Below are 25,405 nucleotides of genomic sequence, written 5' to 3' on the forward strand. Positions count from 1 at the left end.
ACATTTGCCACATTGACAATCAGATACATAGAATTATGAAAAGTAGATTATGGTTATTTGCCTGCTTGTTATTAACGGCAGGGACTGTGTTTCGTGGATGCCATGTACCCCAGAAAGAGAAACTTCCCCTTGTACACGCACATAGAGGCGGTGCGGCACTTTATCCCGAAAATACGATACTTGCAATGACACATGCTGTGGCAACGGGAGTTCCGGTCATGGAACTGGATTTGCATGTGACGAAAGACAGTATGGTAGTAGTATCACATGATGCCTATTTGAACCATGTTAAAACACTGACACCCGAAGGGGAACCGATTCCGGCCGGCAAGGACAAGGATTATAAGATCTATGCAATGACCTATGACAGCCTGCGGCGGTATGATGTGGGCAGCCTTCCGAATCCGGCTTATCCGCGGCGGAAGAATGTGAAATGCTGCGTGCCCCGGGTTACGGATTTGATTGACAGCGTGGAACTTTTGACGGAAAGCAATGGCATCGCTCCGGTGGGCTATAATATAGAGATAAAGTCCGATCCGTTAAAGGACAGCATTTATTCCCCGGATTACCGGACGTTTGCCGACTTGCGCATGAAAGTGCTGTTGAGCAAGAAGCTGGGTGACCGATTGCTGGTGCAATGCTTTGACGCGCGTACATTGAACTATCTGCATGAAAAATATCCGGATGTCCGTTTGTCCTATCTGGTGGAGGATAAAAACACCACCTTCGAGGAACTAATGTCGCGTTTGGACTTTGTGCCGCAGGTCTATAGCCCGCAGAGCGACATGCTGACGGAGGAGATTGCCGTGAAAGTCCGTGCGAAAGGGATGGAGCTCGCCCCGTGGACGGTGGATGACAAGCCGGAAACAGGGCGGCTGAAAAAGTTGGGCGTGGATGCCATCATAACCAACCGACCGGACAGCGTAATGCAGTGGTTGGGATATCCGCAGAATAAGAGGAAAGAATAATTAATGAGCAACATTATGAAACCAATCATTATTGTATTTTTCAGACCCTGCAAACAGCTTTTCTTGTCGGGCATGTGCCTGCTTCTTTCCGTATTCACCGGCTGTTCCAATGACAAAGAAGACCTGCCGCCTGCTCCCGTTTCTTACACCGCCCTGATATATATGATAGCCGATAATTCAATGGATTCGGATGTGGACTACAGCATCAGTCAGCTTAAAGCCGGGGCAAGGCACAGCGCAGGAACAGCCGTAGTCTATGTGGACCGCTTGAACGAAGCTCCGCGCTTGTTCAAGATTACCCAGGCGGGCGAGGAAGTGCCGCTGAAAAGCTATGCAGAAGACAACTCTGCCAATATTGAAACACTGGTGGAAATGATAGAAGAAACGAAGAAACTTGTGCCCTCGGAGAAATTCGGGCTGGTGTTATGGTCTCACTCCATGGGATGGCTCCCGAACGGATATTCTTCCGGTTTGCGCATGACGCGCGGCAAGGCGGAGCAGGACTTTCCACGCACACGGTATATCGGGCCGGACTTTCATCCGGGCGATGTCCCTACTTCCGATAACATGATAGAAGTGGATGAACTGGCTGAAAGTTTGCCCGACCATGTAGCCGAATATATCTGGTTCGATGTCTGTCTGATGGGCTGCGTGGAAGGTCTGTATGCGGTGCGGAACAAATGCAATTACCTGATAGCCTCGCCTACGGAGGTGCTGGCGGAAGCCGACTATGACGCGTCGGGCATTCCCTATGCTAAAGTACTCCCTTACATGTTTGGCGGTGCAGAGGAATTGAAACAGGCTTGCCGGGCATACTACAACCACTATAACGGCATGAAATATGACGTGCTGCGTTCGGCTACCATAACTTTGGTGGATGCCAAGCAACTGGACGGGCTATATGACGTCGTACATGGGATACTGGGCGGTCATTTATCAGAGGTGGAAAGCATGGACACAAGCGGGTTGCAGGCGTATCATACAAAGGACGTGCCGGGGGTGTTTTTCGACCTGAAAGATATGGTGAATCGCTTGAAGAGTACGGATGATGCCATATTGGAGGCCCAATTAGAAAAGACAGTTGTTTATACAGAAGCTACGGTTTCGTTTAAGAATGTGGCTATTGACAGAAATAGATATTGCGGACTGAGCGTTTATGTTCCTCTGAGAAAGTGGGAAAAGAATGCGGAGTATAAATATTACTTTGAAAGTTTAGAATGGGGAAGAATATACGATTAAGAAACCTCCGGGACCGTTGTGTTATGACAAGCTGCAAAAGCAGATGCACGTGAGCAGGCTGTAGTAATACCCGGCCAGTTTGAGCTGGAAGCGTAAATCCTTCATTATGATAGATACCTTCTTGTAAATGCTTTCAATGCTGATATTGAACTGGCTGGCGGTTCGTTGGGCAGGATAGTCCAATTCTTTCTGACAGATGAAAACCTGTTTGTCCAGTTCGGGATATTTATTGAGTACCTTCTCTGTTATCTTGCGAATCTCCCCGGCACAATAGTCGGATTCGGGTGATGAAGAGGATGAATCATTGTCGGGTAGATTGAGAAAATCATCCAGCGGGCTTTCTTTACTACACTTGGGAGAACGGTAGTAATCGACTACACGTTTCGTTGCCATATTGAAGAAAAGGCTTTCAGCCGAGTCCATGTTTTCGTATATGAGCCGGGATGCATTTTGCCAGATGTATAGCCAGAAGTTCTGGCTTAAATCCAAGGCGGTATCAGTATCGTTCGTTACATTATCAAAATACCGTAACAGCTTTTGCCCATACCGGTCATAAAGAATTAAAAATGCTTCAGAATCGGCCGATGTGGCGATTGCCTGTAACAATATCCGGTCTGCCTGGAGTTTCTTTAGTTGATTTGATACATTTTTATTCATACTTCTTTTTAGGATTTTGTGCCTCAAAAGTAAAAAGAGGTTATTTCAGAGTTGTGACAGTCCATTAAAAAGATAGATAGGTCGTTAAAATTTACATGGCTGTAATGTGCGTGAAACAGAAGTGTAATATTTGGCAGGGTAATCGGCCGGAGGACAGGATAATGTATATAAGTGATAGCTATAAATCGGAATATAATGGGAAAGTTAAAAAGCAGGGATAAATGCAGGAACCTTTTAGTTTTAACTCTTTTTAAAGGAAGGTTTTGAGGGTATCAAACGATTTATTAGTGTAAAGGTTCTCAAAGTGATGCGGGAACTTGAATGTAGAACAAATAAAAAACAGATAATTGATATGATTAAATTTTGGAGAAACAGGACGAAAGTAACACCTGAACAAGAAAAACGCGTATGGAACCATATAGATTCCCTCTATTCGAAACTTGAAGAAGGAAATGCTACCGAAGATGAACTCAAGCAGATTGACGGCATCTCCAAAATAATTATGGATGTTATCGGCAAGAGTAGCAAGGTGAAGAAAGAAAAGAGATTGCAGTTCTTCCATAGTATAAAGTATGCGGGAGTAGGAGTTGCAGCAAGCGTTCTATTGGTGATGGGAATTTCATACTCTGTGAGTGAAAAGCTTGCGGATAGTACGGATGCCATGGCATGCAATGTAATCCAATGCCGGAATGACAGTGTGCTTCACCTGGCAGACGGCACGGTTGTTTACCTTGCAGGCGGCAGTAATCTGAGCATTGCGAATAATTTCGGAAAGAAAGACAGAACGGTGGCCTTGACAGGAGAAGCCTTCTTTGAAGTGGCAAAGGACAAGAAGAAATCCTTCATCGTAAAGACGAAAGAGATTAATGCCATTGTACACGGAACCTCGTTCAATGTGGTAGCTTACGGCGGGACAGTGGAGAGCCAGGTTGCAGTCCGCACTGGATGTGTGGAAGTGGCGAAAGGGGAGCAATCTTTCGGTAAGTTCCACTGTGGCGACCGGGTGGTTTATGATAAGGCAGCCAACAGAGTTTCGCATGACACGGTGAATCCCGATAATATCGGAGCATGGACTACCGGTGGTTTCGTACTGGAGGATGCTACGGTAGAGGAGCTGAAAATAAGGGTGAAGAACCGTTTCCACCGGGAACTGGTGATAGAGAAGGATGCCATACCTGCGGACGCCCGAATCAATTATTGCTCGTATAGGCTGGAACAATCCGGAGTAAATAATGTGATGAAAAATATATGTGCCATTTACGGTACGCGATATGAAATCAGTGACAACCGGATTGTTGTAAGCCGGTAACCATATACATCCACGCGCCACCTTACGAGGACTGCACGCGTAACGAAAGAATAAAGAAAGACAAGCCTGTGGTATGCGGTGACGAGCTGCATACGTGAAAGAGAAATTTCCCTATGTAAAGGGAAACGGCCATTGCCTTGTCTTTTCGGAAATGAAAAATGAAAGTTTAACTAATTGAAAATAAGTGATTTATTAAGTAAAATATTAACGAATTAAAGATGAAAAGGAGTAATAAGAAAATGAGATTACGAACGGGCATATTGTTCCTACTGGGAATGTTGCTGCTATCGTCGGTCTGCCATGCGAGTGACGACCAAAAGGCAACGAGCTATCCGGCAGAGGCACTGGAACTACGGTTGAACCGCATCGCCAAGACGTATAAGGTAGAGGTTGCATTCGACGGGAAGAATATGAAAGCCATTAGTGTGCCTGCTGCGACCAAGCGCAATTCAGTAGAGGTGGATTTATCCAACAGTCTTTCAAACACCGATTATTCATATAAGAAAGTATCAGCGGAATCATATTCCGTATATCAGGACGATAATAAAAACAAGAAAAGTTCCGGAAAGGGAACTATCACGGGAACCGTACTGGATAAGGACGGATTTCCGATACCGGGAGCTACGGTGGTCATTGCCGGCAGCAACACCGGTACGGCAACGGACATTAAGGGAAACTTCACACTGAAAGATGTGCCGGCACGTACCTATATGGTAGAAGTGAGCTGTATCTCGTATCAGAAAATGCGCATCAGCGACGTGAAAGTAGCAGGAGGAAGAACCACTCCGTTGGATGTAATCCTGCAAGATGAGACAGAGATGCTGAATGAAGTGGTGGTAACCGCTACCTATAACAAGGCATCTGCCAATGCGCTGTACTCCAAGCAAAAGACAATGGTTGCTATGAGTGACGGTATAAGTGCCGATCTTGTGAAGAAAACCAGTGACAACAATATGGCGCAAGTGCTTCGCCGTGTGTCCGGTGTGACGATTGATAACGGCAAGTATGTAAATGTGCGTGGTATGGGCGAACGCTATAACAATGTGCAGTTGAACGGTGCATCCCTGCCAAGTACGGAGCCGAACCGCAGAAACTTTGCTTTCGATGTGATACCGAGTGGTTTGGTGGATAATGTGACTATTGCAAAGACCTTTACTCCCGACCTGCCGGGTGAATTTATCGGAGGATTGATAGAAGTACAAACCTTAGCGGTACCGAGTAAGAAGTTTTTCGATATAAGTCTGGGTACAGGTATGAACACCCAGAGTACGGGAAAAGACTTCTTGAGCAACAAGCGTTTCAAATCCGACTGGCTGTTCGGTGAAATGAATGACCGCCAATGGTATGCCGGCAGAAGTGAAGACGAAGGTAAAATAGGCACGCAGAATGCTGCATTGAAAAATACTTTCGGAATGAAGAAATTCACAGCTATGCCGATACAGAACTACTCTCTTACCTTTGGTGCTCCTATCGAATTGGGTTACGGACACAAACTGGGGGTAGTGGCTGCTTTGACCTACCGTAATGAACAGACTACGGAAGAATATAAAGAGATGAATACCATAACTAAAGACAGTTTGAACGGACCGGGTAAACGCTATAAGTTTTTGACTTCTGTCGGTGCTGTGGCTAATATCGGTTGGGAAATTCAGAATCATAAGATTACCTGGCGAAACATGTTCAACAACCGTTTTCAACATACGAATCTTGAACGTTACATTTTTAAATATACTACAGCGTTTAATACCTATGAGCAGTATAGTGTCCCTTTGCGCAGCCAGCTCTGGCAAACCCAATTGGAAGGCGAGCATCGGTTGTTCAACGAAAATCTGATAGCGACATGGAATGCGTCTTATAATCAGGTTGGTCGTACCAATCCGGATGACCGTTACGCATTGGGAAATGTTCAAGGAGATGTGGAAGATGGCTTGGTTGATTGGAGCAGTACTGTTACCAGCAGCCAGTTCGGACTTGAAGACGGACACTTGATGTATAGTAACCTGAAAGAGAAGAAGAAAAGCATTGGCTTAAATCTGGAACATCCTTTTGTAGTAAAGGGAAATAAGCAAACCATCAAGACCGGATATATGGGAACTTTCCGGACCTCCAATTATGAACAGCAATATCTTCATGCTATGTTTGGCAACAAAGGAGAAGGATGGGACGCATGGAAAGAACTACAGGAATCACATCCGGAATTGGGAGAGTTGTATGACCCGAAGAACTTCGCAAGTAAGGCAATTTATTATGCACCTTCCGGATTATCCGGATTAAATGAAGCCGATTACTACGAAGGGAAACAAAACATACATGCGGCATATTTGATGGGCGAATTTACGTTCTTCCGTAAACTGCACTTAACGGCAGGTGTCCGTATGGAAGATGCCACTACTGAAGTGCAAACAACAATCGGAGCGGATAGAGTTGATAGTTTGGTTTCGGTAAAGAAAGCCGACTGGTTGCCTGCCGCTACTCTGGTGTATAACATCACGGATAACATCAATGCCCGCTTTGCCTACAGCCGCACCATCGCACGTCCGGACTTTAGAGAGCTTACCCCTTGTAACTATTATAATGTAGACGACCGTATAGAAGTGAAAAGCCGTGGAGGCTTGAAGCAATCCCATTCGGATAATTTCGACCTCCGTTTGGAGTGGTATCCACAGGCAGGTGAAGTAGTTTCGGTAAGTGCTTTTTATAAGAAATTCAAAGATCCTATTGAAATGGTGACGCGAGAGACGATGGATTTACGATATGTCCTGCACCCTTTCAATATAGATGATGCCAGCGTAAAGGGTATTGAGATTAATCTTCGCAAGTCATTGGCCTTCATTGCTCCGGGTTCTTTCTTGAAGGATGTGTATGTCAGCGGAAACGCAACTTTTCTGAGTGGAGACGTTACATACAATCTTGAACGATTGCAAAACGCTGCTTCCGGGATTGATAGAGAAGTTAAAACGCAAGACCGCAGTCGCCCCTTGCAGGGATTGTCTCCATATACTGTGAATGCCGGATTGGCCTATCAGGGAAAAATACTCGGTGCAGCATTGAATTACGGGCGTAATGGACGTAAATTGCTGTTTGCCGGAGATTACGAAAAGTATGACCAATACGAAGCATCGAGAGACGTACTTGACTTGCAAATCTCTGCCCGTTTCCTGAAAGAAAAGTTGGAAGTGAAATTCAATGCCAGTGACCTCTTAAATCAGGACGTGATAGTGTACCGCAATTGCGGATATGAACCGGGTGTTGACCCGAATAACGATAAAGGATATGCTGATTTAACTTCAAATATGAATTATAATAGCGGAGATTGGGTGCTAAGCCGGATAAAAAAAGGTATAAACCTGTCTCTGTCAGTTGGATATAAATTTTGATTTTTCAGTGTTTATCAGTTTTATTTATTAACTTAAAAAAGAAAAGTTATGAAAATTAATTTGAAAAGCCTTGTAGGTGTTTTAAGTGTAGCAGCTACAGCAGTGTCGGTTACTTCATGTAGCCAAAGTGAAGAGATGCTTCCCGTGGGTAATACCCGTGCAGCCAACGTGGTAACCGTATCCGGTGTTATCAATACCAATATGACTTGGAGTGCTTCAAATGAATATCATTTGAACGGTAAGGTTTATGTGTCTGGTGGCGCTACATTGACTATTCAGCCGGGTACGAAGATTGTAGGTCTGTACAATGATGTTCCGGCAAAAGCTTCTGCTTTAGTTATTACCCGTAATGGTAAAATTAACGCAGCAGGTACCGCTTCCAATCCCATTGTGATGACAGCAGAGTCTAATCATCAATATCCTGGTGGTTGGGGTGGTTTCGTTGTATTGGGTAATGCTCCTATCAACCAAACTAACAATCCAGTTATTGAAGGCATTGAATCAGATGAACTTCCTGCCGATGTAGATATTCATTATGGTGGTAGCAATGCTAACGATAACTCCGGTACGATTCAGTATGTACGTGTTGAATATGCCGGTGCTAACGTTTCACAGGACAATGAATTAAATTCATTTACTTTCGGTGGAGTAGGTGCAGGTACAACTTTTGACCACTGTCAGGCATACTACGGTGAAGACGATGCATTCGAATTTTTCGGTGGTACAATTAATGGTAAATATTTGGTATCTACCAGTACTCATGATGATGCATTTGACTTCGACTTTGGTTACACAGGTAAACTTCAGTTCTTGGTAGCAACTGTAGATGCAAATAGTACTTATTATACTAAAGATCCCAATGGTATAGAATGCGATAACGACAGTAAAGGAACATCTTTAACTCCGTTCACTCACCCGACAATCAGTAACTTGACAATAGTTGGTACCGCTGATGGTAAGGTAGCAAAGTCTGCAATGTCTGATGGTAAATCCATGAAATCTTGTGCTAACTTCCGTAGAAATTGTCAGTTTACTTTAGCGAACAGTATTCTTTACGGATATCCTACCGGTATCTTGTGTGAAACATCTAACAGCTATGTTTTCAAAAACAATGTTGTAAATGGTGTTTCAACAAACTTCTCTGGAATTACTGCTGATGCTACTAATACTGCTGCTGCAAGTGTTGATGCTATTGGTTTGACTTCTCCATGGGGTGCATATAAAAGCCAAACAAATCTGCGACCTAATGCTGCTCCGGCACTTTCTGGTGCCGATTTTGGTGGTTTGGATTCTTGGTTTACTGTTACTTCTTACAAAGGTGCAATTCCCCCGACCACTGGAGGTGCAAACTGGATGATGCAAGGAACTTGGGTGAAATAATAATTAAGTAAAGTTGAGCCGTGAATGGATTTTAAGTCTGTTTACGGCTCTATTTATTGATTGGAAATGAAGAAAAATATATATTTAATATTATTTGTATTTTCACTGCTTTTTGTCAGCTGCGATACTGAAGGTGATTTTATAGAACATGGTTATACCAACTATCGAATAACAGTCATGTATCCGGACCATTTTGCTGACTTTAACAATCTGTCGGTTACTATTGACGGAGAAGATATAAAAGATGGAATCTTTAAGGGAAAAGAAGAAAGAATAGGTATATTGGCAATATCCTATCTGGATTATGTACCATTTCAGCAAAAGGTTAACTTGCAACCGAATGAAACGTTACAAATATTATTATTGCCTGGAAAAGAAATTGAACTATATGAAGAAGAAAAGTATATCACTTTTAATGGTAGTTTTATATTGAATAGTGGGTATACTGTAAAAATAAACGGTCAGGAACTTATACAAGGTCTTAATTATATTAGTAAGGAAAAAGCAGTGGGAAATCTTGAATTTTATAAGGAAGGAGAAGATGAACCGATAGCTACGATATCTGATATATCTATTGAAGCTGATTCCACTCTGAATTTAATGCAATTATCTGATACGGAATTTATAGAAGTACCAAAAGACGATGAACCTGATCCGCTATCCAATAAAATATTGAAAGCACGTTTTCTTTATTTGGGCGATGACATGCTTACAATGGATAAAGTTCAAGTAGACTTTTATATCAATGATGATTGGTGCTGGATGTTCTTCCCTGAACGTATAGGTACTATAACGTTAGAAAAGGGAGAAATGTCTGAATATATCGAATTGGATTATTCATTTAGAGAACCTGATGCTTATGGTAGTTGTACTAGTGAAGGTTATGGATATTCATTCTATTATGATGTTATAGATCCCGAAACTAATATCACGATAGTGGACCACAATTCTTATTCAGCAATTTTGGGTGCTAATGATATGCCAAGTATAGACTATATGTCTTGGACATATAAGAAAGCTACATTTATTTTGAAAGATGGCGGCAATGCCTGCGATTTTCAGAAAGGATTAGGTATACCTTGGAATTAATAACTTTGTTGAAGCCCTCTGACAAAAAGCAAATTCCGGCATGTGTTAAATGTCAGAGGTGCTTTTCTTGATAATGAATATTCACTAATTAAAAAGTAAGAATAATGAAACACACCCTAAAAGGTTGGTTGGTAGACAATGCCGTCACCGTAGACAATAAAGAAGACAAAATTCTGATGCTGGAATCAGTCGGCAGCCTTACGCTGGAGGATATACTCAGCGAAATGAAGAAAGAAGACACAGGTCTTCGTGAAGAAACCATTGAGCACGCAGTGAAGCTATACCACCGTGTGTTATCAGACTTGATACTGAGCGGCTATTCGGTGAATACTGGACTTTTCCGAGCCGTACCCCAATTCCGTGGTGTCGTAGATAACGGGCAGTGGGACCAAAAAAGAATTCAATCTACGTCTCTTTCACACAGGACAAGGACTTGCGCGAAGCCATTGCGCAGACTTCGGTCAACATCTTGGGAGAGAAACGGGACGCCATGTATATAATAGGTGGCGAAGATGCCGCCACCCGTGCCACGGACGGCATGGCAACCGCCGGACGCAACTACACCTTGAACGGACGCTTGATAAAAGTCGTCGGTGAACATGAATCGGTAGGTATCACCCTGACTGATGCTTCCGGCAAGGTCAGCAAGTTGCCTAATGATATGTTGGTGGTGAACAACCCCTCACAACTCATTATCTTGCTTCCCTCCGATTTAACGGACGGTGACTATACGCTGACGGTCACTACGCAATACAGTGGTACAAATACATTGCTGAAAACTCCGCGTAGTACGAGCAAAGTGATTACCATCGGGCAAAGTAGTGGTTCCGAAGATGGAAATACCGGTGATGGTGGAATAGATGAGAATCCTTTAGGATAAAGCCTCTTATCCGGCCTTTTTAGACAGAGCTGTCTAAGGAGATTAGATAGGGCTATCTAAAGCTCTTCGATAAAGCGGTTTCAGACATCAAAACAAATGCTTTCTTTCATTGAATAATTTGAAATAATAAAAGAATGATAGACATTATAGCAAACATAGCTTCTATTCTGGGTTTTACCATGCAGATGAATGACAAGTTCTTTGCGCATGGAATGAATAAAGAGCAGGCGGACAATGAAATGCTGCTGTTGTTTCTGAAGCAATTGTCCGTCAAATCCAAAGCAATAAAAGAGATACATCAGAAGTATCATTCGTTGAGTAATGATTTTCGCCTTGTAGCTGTTTTCCTGACTAATCCCGTCATCTACGAGAAAATAGTGACCAACCGGAGCCGGGCATTAAGAAATGCACTGAAAGAATCCCTGCAAACGCCGTCGGCACGTATCGCTCAAACACAACTTTCTGCCCAGTTGCGTCCCTGCTTTGAAAATCTGTTGGTGAGCATAAAGGACGAATCCCACTTGTCTGTGGAGTTTTCCGGGATAAATGATTGCGAGATGAAAGCCATATTGCGGAAAATACTTAATGCACAGAAAGAAATCTTCCAGTTGCACCAACAATTCTGTGGAATAATGAAAACCATCGGCAGTTATCCTCTCGGTAACTGGGGCGACAGTGAGTTTGACTTTATCAAAACGAACCAACGGGTATTTATCTCGGATTTCTATAGCATCATTGATTATGCGGATATCATCCTGATGGGATATTTGGATATCTACCATTGTGCATTGAACCTCAAATAACGGATTGTATGGAAAATGGTATTGAAGAAATATTGAAAGAACATGAGGCACTGTGCAGCCGGGTATTTCATCTTCTGAATACAGGTAATCCGCAAACTAAGGATATAGAACTTATCATACCTAAAGTGAAAGAACTGTTCGGAATGCTGGAAGCCATCAATACCAAACAAATTACTGCACAGCAATATAACGGCTTGCTGAATGTGATGAGTGAATGGAACGCTATTTTCAGCTATTTCAATATTAAGATGGTGCCGTGCCGTTTACGGCCTTTCTTATGGAACTCTCCAAAGGTAGCAGTGAAAAGAATACCCCGGCAATGTATCGAGGGGATAGTGGTAAGCACGAAAATGCAAAAGACGGCTGTCATAGAGGTGGAACGTACGAAAAAGCATCCGAAGTATGGGAAAACAGTACAATATACGAAAAAGTATAAAATACATGATCCCCTGGAGGAATGTAGTGTAGGAGACCGGGTGCTTGCTCATGAAACCAGACATTTCAGTAAGACTAAATATTTTAGATTTTACAGGAAACTGTATTGAGACGGTAAAAAAAGAGTAGGTATTTCAGGATTAATATTGGATATATCACTATATGGAAAGCAAATGCATTAACAATTAAGGACTATTGATTATGAGAAGACTAACCGTACTGCTGTTCCTTGTTTGTCTATTCTCTTGTCAAAACGATGATAATGAGAAAGAGACACAACCTGAAGAGAAAGAAAGCGTATTCAGGTTTATTGATAAAGCTAATATCACAAATACGGACACTTATGAGAAAGCCGAATTTTGTTTAAGAATATACTATCCGAAGGGGGACTATACCAAATTTATAAATGACTTTATATATGCGGATAATATCCCTGACACTTTGGATTACACAGTGCCGGAACTGTATGAAGGATGTATCTATGAGTATCGTGTCTTTTTGAGTAACAAGTCGTGGGATGCACCCAAGAAGTCAAAGGAATATCGATTTGCGGAGGTCAGAGTGGAGCATTCATGTGATTCCGTGCATTTTGAATATCCTAAGGATACGATAAATGCAATTGAGGCATTGGAAATAAACAGACAATGAAATTTAATGTATCTCTAATAAAAACACCTCTTGCTCGAAAAACAATTGCTCTTTGACAGAATGGGAAATATACGGAAATAAAGTAAAGATAAGCCATTGATAGTTTGTGTATTTGCGTAAAATAATTTTAAAATAATGGTTTAAAACATCACTCAGACATTTTCTTTATTTCCGTCCCACTATGTCTGAAAAGGATATAATTTTAATCAATAATAAAAATATTTATGGCAACAATTAGAAACAAAAAGATTAGCAGAACAGGCAGTGTACGCCTGTCATTCGTAGCTGTACTGGTAATAGCGGCAGCTACCCTGTTCACCAGCGGAAAGCCGGTTGAGGAATTATCCGGGAATGCCGCCGCAGGCCGCAAGCCGGTCATCACCGCCGCCGGAGCCACCCTGCCGCTGCCTTTCTACAACGAAGCATTCAAGAAGTACTGGGAACAGAACGACATCCCCGTCACCTATGCCGGCATCGGCACGGAGAAAGGCTTCAAAAGCCTGAAAAACGAACAGATAGACTTTGCGGGCGTCGACGTACCGCCTACCAAAGCGGAACTGGACAGCCTGCCCGCCAAAACGGTGCTCGTGCCCACCTGCATGGGCGCCATCACCATTGCCTACAATCTGCAAGGCGTGGACAACCTGCGCCTGACCGGTGAACTGATAGCGGACATCTACCTGGGCAAAATCGTAAAATGGAACGACGCAAGGATTGCCACCGTAAACCCCGGCATGCAACTGCCGGACAAGGAAATCTACCCCGTATTCCGCCTGGACGGTAGCGGAACGACCTACATCTTCAGCGACTACCTGACGAAGACAAGCGCGGACTGGAAAGCGGCAATGGGAACCGGCAAATTGCTGGCATTCCCGCGTGGCGTGGCCGCCGCCGGAAATCAGGGCGTAGCCGGACTGGTGGGTAAAATCCCCGGTGGCATCGGTTATGTGGCAACGGAATATGCCGCCAGCTTCGGCACGCAAAGCGCACGGGTGAAGAACGCCGCCGGGAACTTCGTGCAGCCCTCGCAGCAGAGCATCATCACCGCCGCAAGCACGGGCGATGCCACGGGAATGATTACCAACTCGGAGGTAGCGAACGCCTATCCCATCAGTTGTTTCACATGGGTGGTGCTTTATCAGGAGCAGAACTACGGGGGACGTACGCGGAAAGAAGCGGAAGAAACCGTGAAGCTGCTGGAATGGCTGGTCGGCCCGCAGGCGCAGGCCATCACTACCCGGGTGCAATATTCACCGTTGCCGCAGAAGGCCGTGGAATATGCCAAGCAGGTGCTGGGGCAGATTACTTACGGCGGAAAGAAGTTGAAATAAAGGCCCGGGACTGTTGACTTTTGACAAGTCGCCGCATGCCGTGCCGAAAAAAAATCTGATATGGATTAAATAGAACATGTCATGACGAAGGAAGAAACAATTCTCTGTTGGAAGGCGCTTGTCGCCTTTCTTTTTGTGGTGGCTGCCATGTTCCTTAGCGTCCTCACCTCGTAAAAGCATTTAATACCAATGATTCAATATAACGGAATAATCTTGCTGCGGGACGAGGACGGAAGCCCGCTGCAAGTAAACATCGACCTGCGGGTGCACGGCACGGAAATGGATGCCTTCATGCGTGCCCACGGGCTTGCCTCGCTGGAACAAAACGAGATGGCGCGTTCGGTGACCGGGAAAGGCATCTCCCCGACTTATGCGGCCTGCGAGACGGCGCAACTGCATATACGCTATTTGCCGGAAGTAAAAAGATTAGTGCAAGCGGAAACAGACCGCCTGTTTGCAAGCAGGAAGACAGGACCCGTGGGAGTGATAAAGAAAGAGTTCCCGGATTTGCTGCTGCATCGCATCGACCGCGCCCTCACACCTATCCCCCGCACGAAGGTGGCAACGCCGAAGGCCTTTGAGCGGTATTGCGGGCGGGATACCTTCTGGACGCGGTTCAAGATGAAGCCCGTGCCGGATGTCGTTTGGTGTGTCTTCTTTACGATACATGACGGGGGGATTGTACTGGTGAGGCACCTTGCCGCCACCGCCGGAAACGAGGAGGAGCTATGAACGGCGGGATAATCATCGGAGTGCTTTTCATCTGCATATCCATCGGCTTTCTTGCCGCGTTGGTGTGCATAGGGGGCAGCGCGCAGGGCAGAAAAGCGTATGGGGACGAGGAATAGAACGAAACGTTTGAGAGAATGGGATTGAAGTTTAAAATATTTATAGGTTATGCCATGCTGGTACTGTTGCTGGGATTCATCATTTATCTGTTCCGGGGGGAACGTGTGAAACGGGATGAGTTGGAACGCGAGATGAAAGAGCTGGGCGTGACGCGCGAGCTCACACGCAAGGCTTACGGCTGCCTGCTGGAACTGGCATCTCAGGGCGAAGTGGCAAGCATCTGGAGTGAAAGCGACTTGTGGCAATACCGTGAAAAAAGAGAAAAGACGTGTGGCGTCCTGAAGGAACTCAGAGAGTTTGTACACGTGCCGCAGCAGCAGGAACGCATAGATTCGGTGTGCCTGCTGCTCGAACAGAAAGAGATGCTTCTGGCGGCAGCCATGAGCACGTTTGACGAACTGGAGAGCATCGGCGAGACGGTGGGCGAGAAAGTTCCGGTTATTGTCAGGCAGGTGCGCAGGCAGCCGGCAAAGAGAGCCCGTGCCCTTGCGGTAAAGGAAGGCCATGCCGGGGAAGGAGTTTCCGGGGAAGAACCGCCGGAGAAGGAGAAAAGTTTTCTGAAAAGGATTTTCGGCGGAAAAGAGAAGAAATCCGCTTACAGGCAACAGCGGGAGCGGCGACAGGCGGCAGAGGAAAAAGCGCTGCCGCCCGCCATCCAAAACGACGGAAACAATGCCGCGGTCCATCTTCTGCATTCGCTGGACCGTGAAGTGGCCGGAAAGCAAAAAGAACAGCGGGAAAAACTGTTTACGCAGATGGACAGCCTCCACCTTAGCAGCCAGGCGCTGAACAAGAGGCTGAACGGGCTGGTCGGCGATTTTGACAAGGTAGCCGGCAAACGGCTGGAAGCAAGATATAATGCCATCGCGACAGACCGTGAAGAATCCTATAACGTGGCGGCAATGCTCGCCCTTTTCGTATCCCTGCTTACCATCGTATTGTATGCCATCCTGCACCGCGACGTGAACAGGCGCACCCGATACCGCAGGGAGCTGGAAGCTTCCGACATAAAAAACAAGGAACTGCTGCAATCCAGAAAAAACATGATGCTATCCATTGCCCATGACCTGCGTGCACCGCTGGCGGCTGTCAGGGGATACGCGGAACTGATGCCCGGAGAGGCGGACGGAAAACGGAAAGACGAGTATGCGACGCATATCGTCTGTTCGTCCGACTACATGATAGGACTCGTGAACTCGTTGATCGAGTTCTATCTGCTGGATGCGGGCAAGGGGAAAATGAACGTGGCGGTTTTCCGTCCGCTGTCGCTTTTCGATGAGATAGTGAAACTGCATACGCCGACGGTCAGAAAGGCGGGGCTTTTGCTTTGTACGGATTTCTCAGAACTTGACATAGTAGTGGAAGGAGACCGCCCGCGTATCATGCAGATAGCCAACAATCTACTTTCCAACGCCATAAAATTCACCCGGAAGGGAAAAATCAGTCTGCAGGCGGCATACAGGCAAGGAGAATTACACTTCAGCGTGCAAGATACAGGGCCGGGCATGACGGAGCATGAACTGCGAAGGATATTCAGTGCTTTCGAGCGTCTGGACAATGCAAGGCATCTGCCCGGATTCGGCCTCGGACTGGCCGTTGTATCCCGTCTGACGGAACTGCTGGGCGGGCGCGTCACAGTGGAGAGCTGTCCCGGAACAGGTAGTCTGTTCCGGGTGGCCCTCCCCCTGCCGGAAGTGGCAGAACATGAGGAGGACGGAGAAACCGGACATGCGGAGGACTACGGACTGGAAGGCGTACATGTGCTGGTTATAGATGACGACCGGATACAACTGGATGTAACCCGCAGGATGCTTGTGAGGAACAAGGTGCGGTGCGAATGCTGCCGGACGGTGCGGGAACTGATGGCGGTATTGAGGGAAAGAAAATACGACCTGCTTTTGTCTGACATGCAGATGCCGGACATGGACGGTTACAGGATGCTTGACCTGCTGCGTTCCTCCAATATGGAGAACGCACGCATGATACCCGTACTGGCGGTCACCGCCTGCGCCGAGGATGAAGAACATTATATTTCCTGCGGGTTCGTGGGTTGCCTGCGGAAACCATTCTCAATGGACGAACTGGTAAGCTCCGTAAGCCGTTTGGCGATGAAAAACGGGAAGAAAGAACCTGATTTTTCGTTCATCCTTTCGGGGGAAGAGGACAAGGGAAAGATGCTCGACATCTTTATCCGGGAAACGGAAGAGAGCATCAACACACTGGAAGGGGCGCTTCACCGACGTGATAGAGATGCGATCCATAAGGTGCTGCACAAGAACCTTCCATTATGGGAAACGGTGCGGATGGATTTTCCGATGGTCCACCTGCGCAATTCGGTGACTCACAAGGCGGCTGTATGGGAGGAAGGACAATACATGAAAGTCGGGGAAATAATCCATGCGGCGAAAAAACTGGCAGAGTCGGCAAGAAAAATCAGGGAGGGAACAGATGAAGGCAATACTGATTATTGAGGATGACATCATTTTCAGCCGTACCATAAGCAACTGGCTGGTGAAGCAGGGCATGAAGACACAGTGCGTGACGACCATAGCGGACGCCCGCAGGGCGATTGCGGGAAAGGCATTCAGCCTGATACTGGCCGACATGCGTCTGCCGGATGACAACAGCTTGTCCTTGCTGGAATGGATGAAGGAAAAGCGGTGCACGGTTCCGGTCATCATCATGACCAACTACGGGGAAGTGGAAAATGCAGTGACGGCTATCAAGCTGGGAGCCACGGACTATCTGCGCAAGCCCGTGCAGCCCGACATTCTGCTGGAGCTTATCGCCGGAATAAGGGAAGAGGACAGCGGCAAGCCGTCTTTCTACCGTGGCGAAAGCTCGAAGACGCAGGAGATGTACAGACAGATAGAACTGATAGCGTGCGCCGACATTTCGGTATTGCTGCGGGGAGCTTCGGGTACGGGAAAGGAGCATGTGGCACACGAAATACATGAGCGGAGCCACAGACGGGACAGGCCGTATATTCCCGTTGATTGCGGTACAATTCCGGAAGATCTTGCGGCATCGGAGTTCTTCGGACATCTGCGGGGCGCGTTTACGGGTGCGGAGAACGACAAGGCGGGACTGTTCCGCACGGCTGACAGAGGTACGCTGTTTCTGGACGAGATAGGGAATCTCTCGTACCGGACACAAGTAATGCTGTTGAGAGCCTTGCAGGAAAAACGGTACAGGCCGTTGGGAGACACAAAGGAGTACCCGTTTGATATACGGCTGATAGCCGCCACTAATGAAAATCTTGAGAAAGCCATTGCAGAGGGACGTTTCAGGGAAGACTTATTCCACCGTCTGAACGAATTTACCATACGCCTGCCGTTATTGACGGAATGCAGGGAAGACATACTTCCGCTTGCGGATTTCTTCCTTGAAGAGGCCAATAGTAAACTGGGAAAAAGGGTGGAAGGCTTCGGCAGGGAAGCCCGGAACAGGCTGGTTGCCTATCACTGGCCGGGAAATATGAGGGAAATGAAAAATGTAATAAGAGGTGCCGTGCTGCTCACACCCGACAGGAAATGGATAGCACCGGACAGTCTGGTTTTTCCGATGACGGAGAGGGACGGGGCAGGCGTATCGGGGGTGACGGCACTGAATGATGCGCAAAAGGAGAAGGAATGCATCCTGCGGGCACTGGAACAGACTGGAGGCAACCGCAAGGAGGCGGCAAAGCTGCTGGGAATATCAAGGAGCACGCTTTATGATAAATTGCGGAAGTACGGCTTCTAATAGCCTCATATCTGATTTTATGTGTGTCCGGTCTCCGTACACGTGTCCGGCTTTTACACAACACATCAAGATGCACATATTCTTTCATAAAGCGCTCAAGTGTTTGTAATACATCGGTTTGGCTTTGTTGTTGTCAACTAATTCCGCACGATGGCATCTTTCTTGCCTTTCTATGGTATGTAAATAAGATAAATACAATTATTGCCATGAAAATCTTGAAAGACACTATCTTGTTCGGATTGTTCGCCTCTTATGCGGACGGAATCCGCAATGGTGCGGAAAAGCTGCCTTCCGCCTATAATGATTTTGCCATGCTGCTGGCTACACTCCCGGCAGACGGGACAAGTGTATGCGCACAACTGCGCAGGCTGTTCTATACGAAAATAGAATTGAAAGGGATTCAAGAGACCATTTCCGCGAATGGAACGGAAAAGCATGTCCTGTTCGAGGTATATATTAATAAGGCACTGGCATTGCTGGATGCGGAGGAGCAAATGATGAAAGAGGTGCTCCGGCATGGAGGAACGGGAGCAATGGGATTGAAGGAAGCAGCAGCAGTATGCAGCAACGGAAAGAAGGGCTCTGTAACATTGACCTGGAACGGTACGGACAGCGACCTGATAGAACTGGTGGCTGCACTGATGGCTGCCGGAGTGATAGGAACGGCGGAAGGCAGGGAGTTGAAAGTAGTGGATGTCATCCGGGTATTTGAAGAAATATTCCATTTGAAAATTAATGCGCTGTACACCAAACGGGGCAAGGTGTTCGACCGATGCACGGACACCACTCCCTTCATCGACTCCCTTCGCAAAAGCTATAACCAAATGCTGGACAAGCGACTGGCATAAGGATTGCGCGCCAACAGCCGCCAACGGACGACTTGCGTGTCCGCCGTGTTGCAGATTGGCGGACAAAGCGTTTTCTTTGCGGTTATAAATTTCTGTAAATTAATCAAGTTATGGGACTATTGAAAGATTGGAGGACGCGCTGGAGGTTTCGCCTGCCGGAACGTCCGGCGGCTGAGCCGGGCAACGTGTTCATCACGATGGACGAGAAAAATACACCGGTGGATGTACGCACGGGTAATGCAACGCCGAAAGCGTATGAGGACTATATCGGGAAGATGGTGAAGGAGTTCGACAAACGAGGCTACCTGCCCGGTTGAACGATTCTAAAAGTGGATTTTGCAGACAAAAGGAAAATCCCTTCCCGACGGGGAGACTTGGCGAACTGGTATTTCCATAAGCTGGTTCCGGCTATCCATAAACATAAGGCTGTCACAGGAAGGCAGATTCCATTAAGGGATGCCGCTTATACGCTGAAGGCGGGATTAAAACTGTTCAGCCGCCGGACATCATCCGCAGCACTGCAAAAGGACAAGCAATACCGGGAGTTCATACGCCATAACGAGACGGAAGGCTGGAACAGCGGAAAATCGGCTGAAGAAAAGAAACGGGTGTATGCCGTGGCTACGGATGAGGGCGTGCTGTTCTTTTCGGACAGCGAAAAGGGTATGAAAGCCCGTAACAGCTATCTGCAACATCTGGCAGACGGCTTTTTCAACTTTTCCAAAGGAATGGAAACATTGAAACTGTATGAGATAGAAAACCCGGTTCGGCAGGTGGCGGAACTGGTGGACAACAGCATCGACAAATTGGCAAAAGCTGACCTGCGCAGTGCCGATACGCAACTGCGTAAATCGGAGTTTAGTTTCACCCAAGAAAAACTGGCCGGAAAAGAGATGCTGGAAGGTGCCGTCTGCACGGACAAATACGACCTTCGCCCGGACTATAACAACTTTGACCGGTTGACTAAGGACTTCAATCTGGGCATTTCTCCCCGCAATTATGATGTTGCTTCCTTGCTTTATATCTCGGAAAACGGATATGCCGGTCATGTGGCGGCGGACTATTTTCATCCGTTCAGTTATGAGTATGAGTTCAGGGACTTAGCCGGAAAACTGGGTGACAGCATCAAGGCACGACAGGAAGCACCACTGTCCTTGCATGATTTCGGCTATGCGGCTTTACAAATGGAAGCAAAAGTAATGGCAAGGGATATTCTGCAATCGGAGTTCCATATAACAAACGGAGAGTTTAGGCTGGGCGGAAGTATCAACCGGATGGAAAAAACGGAAAGAATGCAAACTGCTTCCTATCAGCATTCTAAGGAACAAAGGCCAGGTAAGTCATTCGATGTAGCCCCCATACGGGAAGCTCCTGCTGAGAAACGGGGTAACGGTAAACGGCAGGCAAAACATGTAGCTTCCATTACCCTAAAGAAGAAGGAAAAGAAACAATTAATCATATAAATGTATGAAAGAGAAGAAAATGCAAATGACGGAAAGCGGTAGTTTGTATATGACGCTGGACGCTTTCTACCGGCCCGTTTATTTAAGTATGCGGGGCCAGGGAGAAGAAGGGTTCTCCCGTTATATCAGTAATAACGTGCGGTTTCATACCGCAGGCAGGGAGTTTGTGCCCGACCACTGAATGTTCCGTTTCGATTTCAGGGATAAAAGTCTGATTCCTCCCATATTTGGAACGGACAATGCGGATTATCTGGAAAGGCTGTGCCCGGTGCTGGAACGGGAAAAGATTCATCCTTCGGGTGTGGTAAGACTTAGGGATGCGGCATTTTGTGAAGAAAGAGGCATCGTTCAATTGTCATCATTGTCCGAACATACGGCTTTGCTTGAAAACGAAGATTACCTGCGGCTGGGACATCGCTTCGGCATGGACGGGGATGTGATAAGGAACGGACTGGCGGCTTTCCCCACTTGTACGGCTGTGGAATACGGACAGAAAGTATTGTTGCTGGGAAAAACGGATAAAGGAGATAAGGCTATGGAAGAGTTCCTGAATGATTTGGCGGGGCACTTTTTCGACGGGAAACGAAAGCCGGAGGAATTAAGGTTCCATGAGGTGGCACCGCTGGATGCAAAGTACCGGGTAGAGATTGGAGATTGCAAGACTGCCTCACCGGATATACTTCGTTACGGGATTTGCACGAAACGCTGTAACATGGCACCGACACTAAGAAACTTTAATCGCCTCAGAAACCTGCAATTGATGAGTAAACCACTGACAAAGGAGCAGGAACGGATTGTTTCGTTGCTGGTTACACGGCCGGATAATGTCTGGTTCCCGGAGACGGAAGTAAAGACGAGGATACCTTTTAAAAAGAAGGGGCAGAGTATAAACATTTAACTACAGTAGAATGAAGATAGAAAAGAAAGAAGACAGGAATTGGCAAGAAAGTGGTAGTTTGTATATCGCAATGGATGAGAATTTCAATACCTATCATATCAGTATGAAGGGAAAAGGCAAGGAAGGGTTGGTGGAGTTCTTGCAGGAAGACGTGGAAAGGGCTTTGAAGGGAAAAGACATGCCTTCGGGGTGAATAGTGCATTACGAGGTGCCAGAGATGTTTATCCTGCCTGCCATCATGAGAGACCATAACGAGGATTACTATCACCGGGCTGATAAGGTGCTATATGAATATCACGGCATAATACCGGAAAGGATGCTTTCGATTCCACAAATAATCAAACGGTTATGGAATGAAGAGGACATATTGAAAACAGGTACTAAAGATAAGGCGAAAGATATGCTTCAGGAAGCGGAGTGGCAGTTGATGAAAGAAAGTCCGGAAGCTGTTGAGGATATGCTGGATGATTTAAAACACGGAAACCGTTACTATACGGCCATAGAGACGGACAAAGGTTTGCTTTTCTTCAGCCGGGATATGGAGGGACGAAAACAGTGCGGAGATTATCTGACTGAATTTGTAGCAAACCGTTTCTTCGATCCCGGACTGGATATAAAACAGCTGACGGTACATGAAATGAGAGGTTGGCCTTCGATTATGGATAAGAAGGTGAACCGTTGCCGTAACTGTTTCGGTGAATGGGAACCGGAGGATATTATGAAAGAATGGGTGTACCGGGACAAGTCGGAATTGAAGAACGTGACGGATTCGGAAACCTATGACCTTGCACCTACATGGGAAAACTATTCCACATTAACAGATAATGAGAAAGGATTGGGGCTACCTCGTAGCGTGGACAATTATGACCGGATGACATTGCTGTATATCATGGATAAGGGTTATCCGATGGACGGGCTGATAGACGAATATCCGGACAATTTCAGTTTCCATAAGAATTTTGAGAAGATTGAAAACAAATTGCTGAGTAGGGACAGATGGAACGTTTACGACGAGATGCAGGAGAAAGCAAAGAAGCTGGCGGAGAGATTGCTGAAAGAGAATTTTCCGGCTATGAGGCAGAAAGCAACTGCAACACCGGAAATAAAGGTTGAAAAAGAAATACCAAAAAAGAGTAAAGGCAGAAAGATGTAGGATAACAGAAGACAACTCAAAGGATGGAAGGCCGGTTGCTGCGTGGATGCAGGGACGGGCCTTTGCGTTGTCAGGCCAATGCACGCCAACGGTTGACTTTGGTTTCAGAGGTTTGGAAGGAATGTAAGATGTGCTTTATTTTGCCGCATATTCAGAAACCTAAAAATGATTTTAGTATGGAACTGACGATTATTGAAACAAGTGCGTATCAGGAGTTGAGAAGGCTGGTCTGTACACTGGCCGTACAAATGGGTGACTTTCAGAAAAAGATTGCCCCGCCTACACCCGACAAATGAATGGATGCACAAGACGTATGTCTTGCTTTGGGCATATCGAAAAGATGCCTTCAAAACTACCGTGATAACGGACTTATCCCTTACTCGAATATAGGAGGGAAATTCTTTTACCGGGAAGTGGATATTCAAGAGATTTTGGACAGTGGACTAATCAGAAGAAAGTAAGGGTATGACAGAGATTATCACAAAAGATTCGGAAGAGTTCAAGGAACTGACCGGATGGATCAAGAGAACGGGAAAAGCGGTAGAGGAAGCAACAGAGCGAATACGACCGACTATTGCGGATGAACATTACCTGACTGGAGATGACGTATGCGCCATGCTACACATTTCACGGCGGACGCTGCAAACGTTGAGGGATGAGAAACTGGTGCCCTATACTACTATAGGTGGAAAGCTGCTTTATCCGGAAAGTGGATTGTATGAAGTGCTGAAAAAGAATTATAGGGATTTCAGACGGTTCAGGAAATAAGAAGAAACGTCCTTCGGCCAATGGCTTGGGGACGTTTCTTTTTTGCGGGCAGTCAGTATTACATGGCAAGCTTGTAGATATGACCGATTTTTTCACACAACTTGTCGGTATCTTCGCCTACTTTGGGGTTGATAAGTTCGGCATATATCTGTGTAGAGAGAATAGAATTATGCCCTAATACTTTTTGCAGAGTTTCCAGCGGCATCCCTTTAAGAATAGCCAGAACAGCGAAAGTATGGCGGCCAATATGTGGGGTGACTTCAACCTTACAACCGCATTTCTTGCCAATATATTTGAGGCTACTCAGCAGTGCCTGATATTCTCCCACAGGAAAAACATGTTCGGGAGAGATCTTCCTTTCATTTACTCCTTTGTATTTTTCTATGAGTTCAATAGCAATGGGGAGCAATTTTACCACATAGGCGACACCGGTTTTTACACGGTTGCCCATTAACCATGTGCCTCCGTCGGAGTCGGTATGAATATTCGTATAGGTGATAGCTTTCAGGTCTGCATAAGCAAGCCCGGTAAAGCACATGAAAAGAAACATATCCCGATTGGCCCGTTGACGTTTATGGTTCAGCTCTAAATGAATCATTTTCTGCAATTCCTCTTCGGAAAGGAAAGAACGTTTTTTATATTCGGGTACACATTCGAAGGATACAAACGGATGGACTCTTATCCAGCCTCTTTCCTGGGCGATGTACAATAACCATTTTAAGGTGTTGACCCGATTGAAGGCTGTGGCATTTGCATTCCCTGCCGTCCCGAGCATCCATGTATAGTAGTCTTCAATGAACGTTTTTTCGAGTTCATCAATAGCTATATCTTCAATGTTCTTTTTGCTTTTCATGAAAAGCAAAAGACTTTTATAATCAGCAACAAGTCCACGGTAGGTGCTTTCCGCCTTTCCTTTACCTATCTTTTCTTTATACGATGCAAGCTGTTCCTTGAAAAGTGCCATAAGCGTGTGGCACTCTTCACCGAAACCGACATAACGGTTATAAACCTTCTTGGCTGTGACAAAACTGTCATGGTCGCAAATATACTGATAGTGTTTGGTTATTTGCGCCTTGATATTATCAAGCTCCTGATTGAGTGTGCGGGCTTCTTCGGATTTACCTTTTGCCCGGTTAGCTTTAACGTCCCATAAATTAAGGGACACTTCTTTCTTACAACTGAAACCTGCTTGGGTTCCGTTAATGGTGATACGACCCATAATGGGTGCCTTACCATTTTTTACAGACTGGTTCTTTGTGTAAAATAACACTTTAAAGGTGCTTCTCATAACTCAACTTTTTTTAGTTACAAATTTAATTACTGTTGAGTTATTTGGTGTTATGCAAAAGTAGGCAACTAACTGAAATTTAATCTATTACACTGTTTAATGGTGCTATTTGGAACGAGTTACGATTTAGTAACGTAACTCGCTTCCAAATGTGCTTTCCTTTGCTTCTTTTTTCAATTCCGCTAAAAAACATGTTTTATAACTATTTGATTTTTAGCATGGTTGCGTTATCTTTGCGCATCTTTAAAAAATACTTTGTTTCTCGGTGTGAAACAAAG

The 25,405-nt window shown here is 45.9% G+C and carries 24 protein-coding genes and 1 pseudogene; 23 read left to right on the top strand and 2 right to left on the bottom strand.

Going from position 1 to position 25,405, the window contains the following annotated elements:
- Nucleotides 1-35: 35 nt before the first annotated feature.
- Both HMPREF9010_RS20520 and HMPREF9010_RS20515 read left to right on the top strand, forming a co-directional pair.
- Nucleotides 36-968, top strand: coding sequence for a glycerophosphodiester phosphodiesterase family protein (locus HMPREF9010_RS20520; protein WP_008647122.1), 933 nt, complete (start codon nt 36-38; stop codon nt 966-968).
- Between the two features lie 15 nt (nt 969-983).
- Complete coding sequence (locus tag HMPREF9010_RS20515; protein ID WP_050428271.1) at nt 984-2,207, top strand: clostripain-related cysteine peptidase; 1,224 nt, start codon at nt 984-986, stop codon at nt 2,205-2,207.
- Between the two features lie 21 nt (nt 2,208-2,228).
- Here the strand turns inward: HMPREF9010_RS20515 and HMPREF9010_RS20510 are convergent, their stop codons facing one another.
- Nucleotides 2,229-2,864, bottom strand: coding sequence for an RNA polymerase sigma factor (locus tag HMPREF9010_RS20510; protein ID WP_008647124.1), 636 nt, complete (start codon nt 2,862-2,864; stop codon nt 2,229-2,231).
- Nucleotides 2,865-3,216: 352 nt separating this feature from the next.
- Between HMPREF9010_RS20510 and HMPREF9010_RS20505 the strand changes: the two genes are divergently transcribed.
- From HMPREF9010_RS20505 to HMPREF9010_RS20425, 21 genes and pseudogenes are all read left to right on the top strand, one after another.
- Nucleotides 3,217-4,173, top strand: a complete 957-nt coding sequence (locus tag HMPREF9010_RS20505; RefSeq protein ID WP_008647125.1) for a FecR family protein — start codon at nt 3,217-3,219, stop codon at nt 4,171-4,173.
- A gap of 239 nt (nt 4,174-4,412) precedes the next feature.
- On the top strand, nt 4,413-7,550 hold the full coding sequence (locus HMPREF9010_RS20500; protein ID WP_229096857.1) for a TonB-dependent receptor: 3,138 nt from the start codon (nt 4,413-4,415) through the stop codon (nt 7,548-7,550).
- 48 nt (nt 7,551-7,598) lie between these two features.
- A complete protein-coding gene (locus HMPREF9010_RS26045; RefSeq protein ID WP_032852449.1) occupies nt 7,599-8,930 on the top strand; it encodes a hypothetical protein in 1,332 nt (443 codons plus the stop codon).
- 66 nt (nt 8,931-8,996) lie between these two features.
- Complete coding sequence (locus tag HMPREF9010_RS20495; RefSeq protein ID WP_151927034.1) at nt 8,997-10,019, top strand: hypothetical protein; 1,023 nt, start codon at nt 8,997-8,999, stop codon at nt 10,017-10,019.
- Between the two features lie 104 nt (nt 10,020-10,123).
- A pseudogene (locus HMPREF9010_RS20490) lies at nt 10,124-10,899 on the top strand (DNA-binding domain-containing protein).
- A gap of 134 nt (nt 10,900-11,033) precedes the next feature.
- On the top strand, nt 11,034-11,702 hold the full coding sequence (locus HMPREF9010_RS20485) for a hypothetical protein (RefSeq protein ID WP_008647129.1): 669 nt from the start codon (nt 11,034-11,036) through the stop codon (nt 11,700-11,702).
- Nucleotides 11,703-11,950: 248 nt separating this feature from the next.
- Entirely contained in the window at nt 11,951-12,247 is a 297-nt protein-coding gene (gene rpsQ, locus HMPREF9010_RS20480; protein WP_008647131.1) for a 30S ribosomal protein S17, read from the top strand.
- 91 nt (nt 12,248-12,338) lie between these two features.
- Nucleotides 12,339-12,785, top strand: coding sequence for a hypothetical protein (locus HMPREF9010_RS20475; protein ID WP_008647138.1), 447 nt, complete (start codon nt 12,339-12,341; stop codon nt 12,783-12,785).
- A gap of 224 nt (nt 12,786-13,009) precedes the next feature.
- Nucleotides 13,010-14,116, top strand: coding sequence for a phosphate ABC transporter substrate-binding protein PstS (gene pstS / locus HMPREF9010_RS20470; protein ID WP_008647140.1), 1,107 nt, complete (start codon nt 13,010-13,012; stop codon nt 14,114-14,116).
- A gap of 189 nt (nt 14,117-14,305) precedes the next feature.
- Nucleotides 14,306-14,848 (top strand): hypothetical protein, encoded by a 543-nt coding sequence (locus HMPREF9010_RS20465; protein WP_008647141.1) that lies wholly within the window; start codon nt 14,306-14,308, stop codon nt 14,846-14,848.
- Nucleotides 14,849-14,982: 134 nt separating this feature from the next.
- On the top strand, nt 14,983-17,436 hold the full coding sequence (locus HMPREF9010_RS20460; protein ID WP_032852451.1) for a hybrid sensor histidine kinase/response regulator: 2,454 nt from the start codon (nt 14,983-14,985) through the stop codon (nt 17,434-17,436).
- Nucleotides 17,414-18,709, top strand: a complete 1,296-nt coding sequence (locus tag HMPREF9010_RS20455) for a sigma-54-dependent transcriptional regulator (RefSeq protein ID WP_008647143.1) — start codon at nt 17,414-17,416, stop codon at nt 18,707-18,709. The genes HMPREF9010_RS20460 and HMPREF9010_RS20455 overlap by 23 nt, the downstream gene beginning before the upstream one ends.
- Nucleotides 18,710-18,915: 206 nt before the next feature.
- Entirely contained in the window at nt 18,916-19,557 is a 642-nt protein-coding gene (locus HMPREF9010_RS20450; RefSeq protein WP_008647144.1) for an RteC domain-containing protein, read from the top strand.
- Between the two features lie 410 nt (nt 19,558-19,967).
- Nucleotides 19,968-21,020 (top strand): DUF6047 family protein, encoded by a 1,053-nt coding sequence (locus HMPREF9010_RS0124040; protein WP_032852595.1) that lies wholly within the window; start codon nt 19,968-19,970, stop codon nt 21,018-21,020.
- Between the two features lie 4 nt (nt 21,021-21,024).
- On the top strand, nt 21,025-21,201 hold the full coding sequence (locus tag HMPREF9010_RS26280; protein WP_008647154.1) for a hypothetical protein: 177 nt from the start codon (nt 21,025-21,027) through the stop codon (nt 21,199-21,201).
- Nucleotides 21,202-21,918: a DUF6047 family protein gene (locus HMPREF9010_RS20440; RefSeq protein WP_008647155.1), complete on the top strand. Its 717-nt coding sequence runs from the start codon at nt 21,202-21,204 to the stop codon at nt 21,916-21,918.
- A 10-nt stretch (nt 21,919-21,928) separates the two neighbouring features.
- Entirely contained in the window at nt 21,929-22,111 is a 183-nt protein-coding gene (locus HMPREF9010_RS24950) for a hypothetical protein (protein ID WP_008647156.1), read from the top strand.
- 207 nt (nt 22,112-22,318) lie between these two features.
- Nucleotides 22,319-23,071, top strand: a complete 753-nt coding sequence (locus HMPREF9010_RS20435; protein WP_192919019.1) for a DUF6047 family protein — start codon at nt 22,319-22,321, stop codon at nt 23,069-23,071.
- 23 nt (nt 23,072-23,094) lie between these two features.
- Nucleotides 23,095-23,367, top strand: coding sequence for a hypothetical protein (locus tag HMPREF9010_RS26050; protein WP_032852452.1), 273 nt, complete (start codon nt 23,095-23,097; stop codon nt 23,365-23,367).
- Nucleotides 23,368-23,532 (top strand): helix-turn-helix domain-containing protein, encoded by a 165-nt coding sequence (locus HMPREF9010_RS26055; RefSeq protein WP_008647158.1) that lies wholly within the window; start codon nt 23,368-23,370, stop codon nt 23,530-23,532.
- A 4-nt stretch (nt 23,533-23,536) separates the two neighbouring features.
- Nucleotides 23,537-23,839, top strand: coding sequence for a helix-turn-helix domain-containing protein (locus HMPREF9010_RS20425; RefSeq protein ID WP_008647160.1), 303 nt, complete (start codon nt 23,537-23,539; stop codon nt 23,837-23,839).
- Nucleotides 23,840-23,897: 58 nt separating this feature from the next.
- Here HMPREF9010_RS20425 and HMPREF9010_RS20420 read toward each other — a convergent pair whose 3' ends face one another.
- Nucleotides 23,898-25,127 (bottom strand): site-specific integrase, encoded by a 1,230-nt coding sequence (locus HMPREF9010_RS20420; RefSeq protein WP_008647161.1) that lies wholly within the window; start codon nt 25,125-25,127, stop codon nt 23,898-23,900.
- Between the last annotated feature and the right edge of the window lie 278 nt (nt 25,128-25,405).

The sequence above is a fragment of the Bacteroides sp. 3_1_23 genome, assembly GCF_000162555.1.
GTDB lineage: Bacteria > Bacteroidota > Bacteroidia > Bacteroidales > Bacteroidaceae > Bacteroides > Bacteroides ovatus.

Coding starts and splice junctions, on each gene's coding strand:
- HMPREF9010_RS20420 (WP_008647161.1), bottom strand. CDS start 25,127: ATGAGAAGCACCTTTAAAGTGTTATTTTACACAAAGAACCAGTCTGTA.
- HMPREF9010_RS20520 (WP_008647122.1), top strand. CDS start 36: ATGAAAAGTAGATTATGGTTATTTGCCTGCTTGTTATTAACGGCAGGG.
- HMPREF9010_RS20425 (WP_008647160.1), top strand. CDS start 23,537: ATGACAGAGATTATCACAAAAGATTCGGAAGAGTTCAAGGAACTGACC.
- HMPREF9010_RS20505 (WP_008647125.1), top strand. CDS start 3,217: ATGATTAAATTTTGGAGAAACAGGACGAAAGTAACACCTGAACAAGAA.
- HMPREF9010_RS26045 (WP_032852449.1), top strand. CDS start 7,599: ATGAAAATTAATTTGAAAAGCCTTGTAGGTGTTTTAAGTGTAGCAGCT.
- pstS (WP_008647140.1), top strand. CDS start 13,010: ATGGCAACAATTAGAAACAAAAAGATTAGCAGAACAGGCAGTGTACGC.
- HMPREF9010_RS26280 (WP_008647154.1), top strand. CDS start 21,025: ATGAAAGAGAAGAAAATGCAAATGACGGAAAGCGGTAGTTTGTATATG.
- HMPREF9010_RS20485 (WP_008647129.1), top strand. CDS start 11,034: ATGATAGACATTATAGCAAACATAGCTTCTATTCTGGGTTTTACCATG.
- HMPREF9010_RS20455 (WP_008647143.1), top strand. CDS start 17,414: ATGAAGGCAATACTGATTATTGAGGATGACATCATTTTCAGCCGTACC.
- HMPREF9010_RS26050 (WP_032852452.1), top strand. CDS start 23,095: ATGGAAGGCCGGTTGCTGCGTGGATGCAGGGACGGGCCTTTGCGTTGT.
- rpsQ (WP_008647131.1), top strand. CDS start 11,951: ATGGTGCCGTGCCGTTTACGGCCTTTCTTATGGAACTCTCCAAAGGTA.
- HMPREF9010_RS20460 (WP_032852451.1), top strand. CDS start 14,983: ATGGGATTGAAGTTTAAAATATTTATAGGTTATGCCATGCTGGTACTG.
- HMPREF9010_RS20495 (WP_151927034.1), top strand. CDS start 8,997: ATGAAGAAAAATATATATTTAATATTATTTGTATTTTCACTGCTTTTT.
- HMPREF9010_RS24950 (WP_008647156.1), top strand. CDS start 21,929: ATGAAGATAGAAAAGAAAGAAGACAGGAATTGGCAAGAAAGTGGTAGT.
- HMPREF9010_RS20435 (WP_192919019.1), top strand. CDS start 22,319: ATGCTTCAGGAAGCGGAGTGGCAGTTGATGAAAGAAAGTCCGGAAGCT.
- HMPREF9010_RS20450 (WP_008647144.1), top strand. CDS start 18,916: ATGAAAATCTTGAAAGACACTATCTTGTTCGGATTGTTCGCCTCTTAT.
- HMPREF9010_RS26055 (WP_008647158.1), top strand. CDS start 23,368: ATGGATGCACAAGACGTATGTCTTGCTTTGGGCATATCGAAAAGATGC.
- HMPREF9010_RS20510 (WP_008647124.1), bottom strand. CDS start 2,864: ATGAATAAAAATGTATCAAATCAACTAAAGAAACTCCAGGCAGACCGG.
- HMPREF9010_RS20515 (WP_050428271.1), top strand. CDS start 984: ATGAAACCAATCATTATTGTATTTTTCAGACCCTGCAAACAGCTTTTC.
- HMPREF9010_RS20465 (WP_008647141.1), top strand. CDS start 14,306: ATGATTCAATATAACGGAATAATCTTGCTGCGGGACGAGGACGGAAGC.
- HMPREF9010_RS20500 (WP_229096857.1), top strand. CDS start 4,413: ATGAGATTACGAACGGGCATATTGTTCCTACTGGGAATGTTGCTGCTA.
- HMPREF9010_RS20475 (WP_008647138.1), top strand. CDS start 12,339: ATGAGAAGACTAACCGTACTGCTGTTCCTTGTTTGTCTATTCTCTTGT.
- HMPREF9010_RS20440 (WP_008647155.1), top strand. CDS start 21,202: ATGTTCCGTTTCGATTTCAGGGATAAAAGTCTGATTCCTCCCATATTT.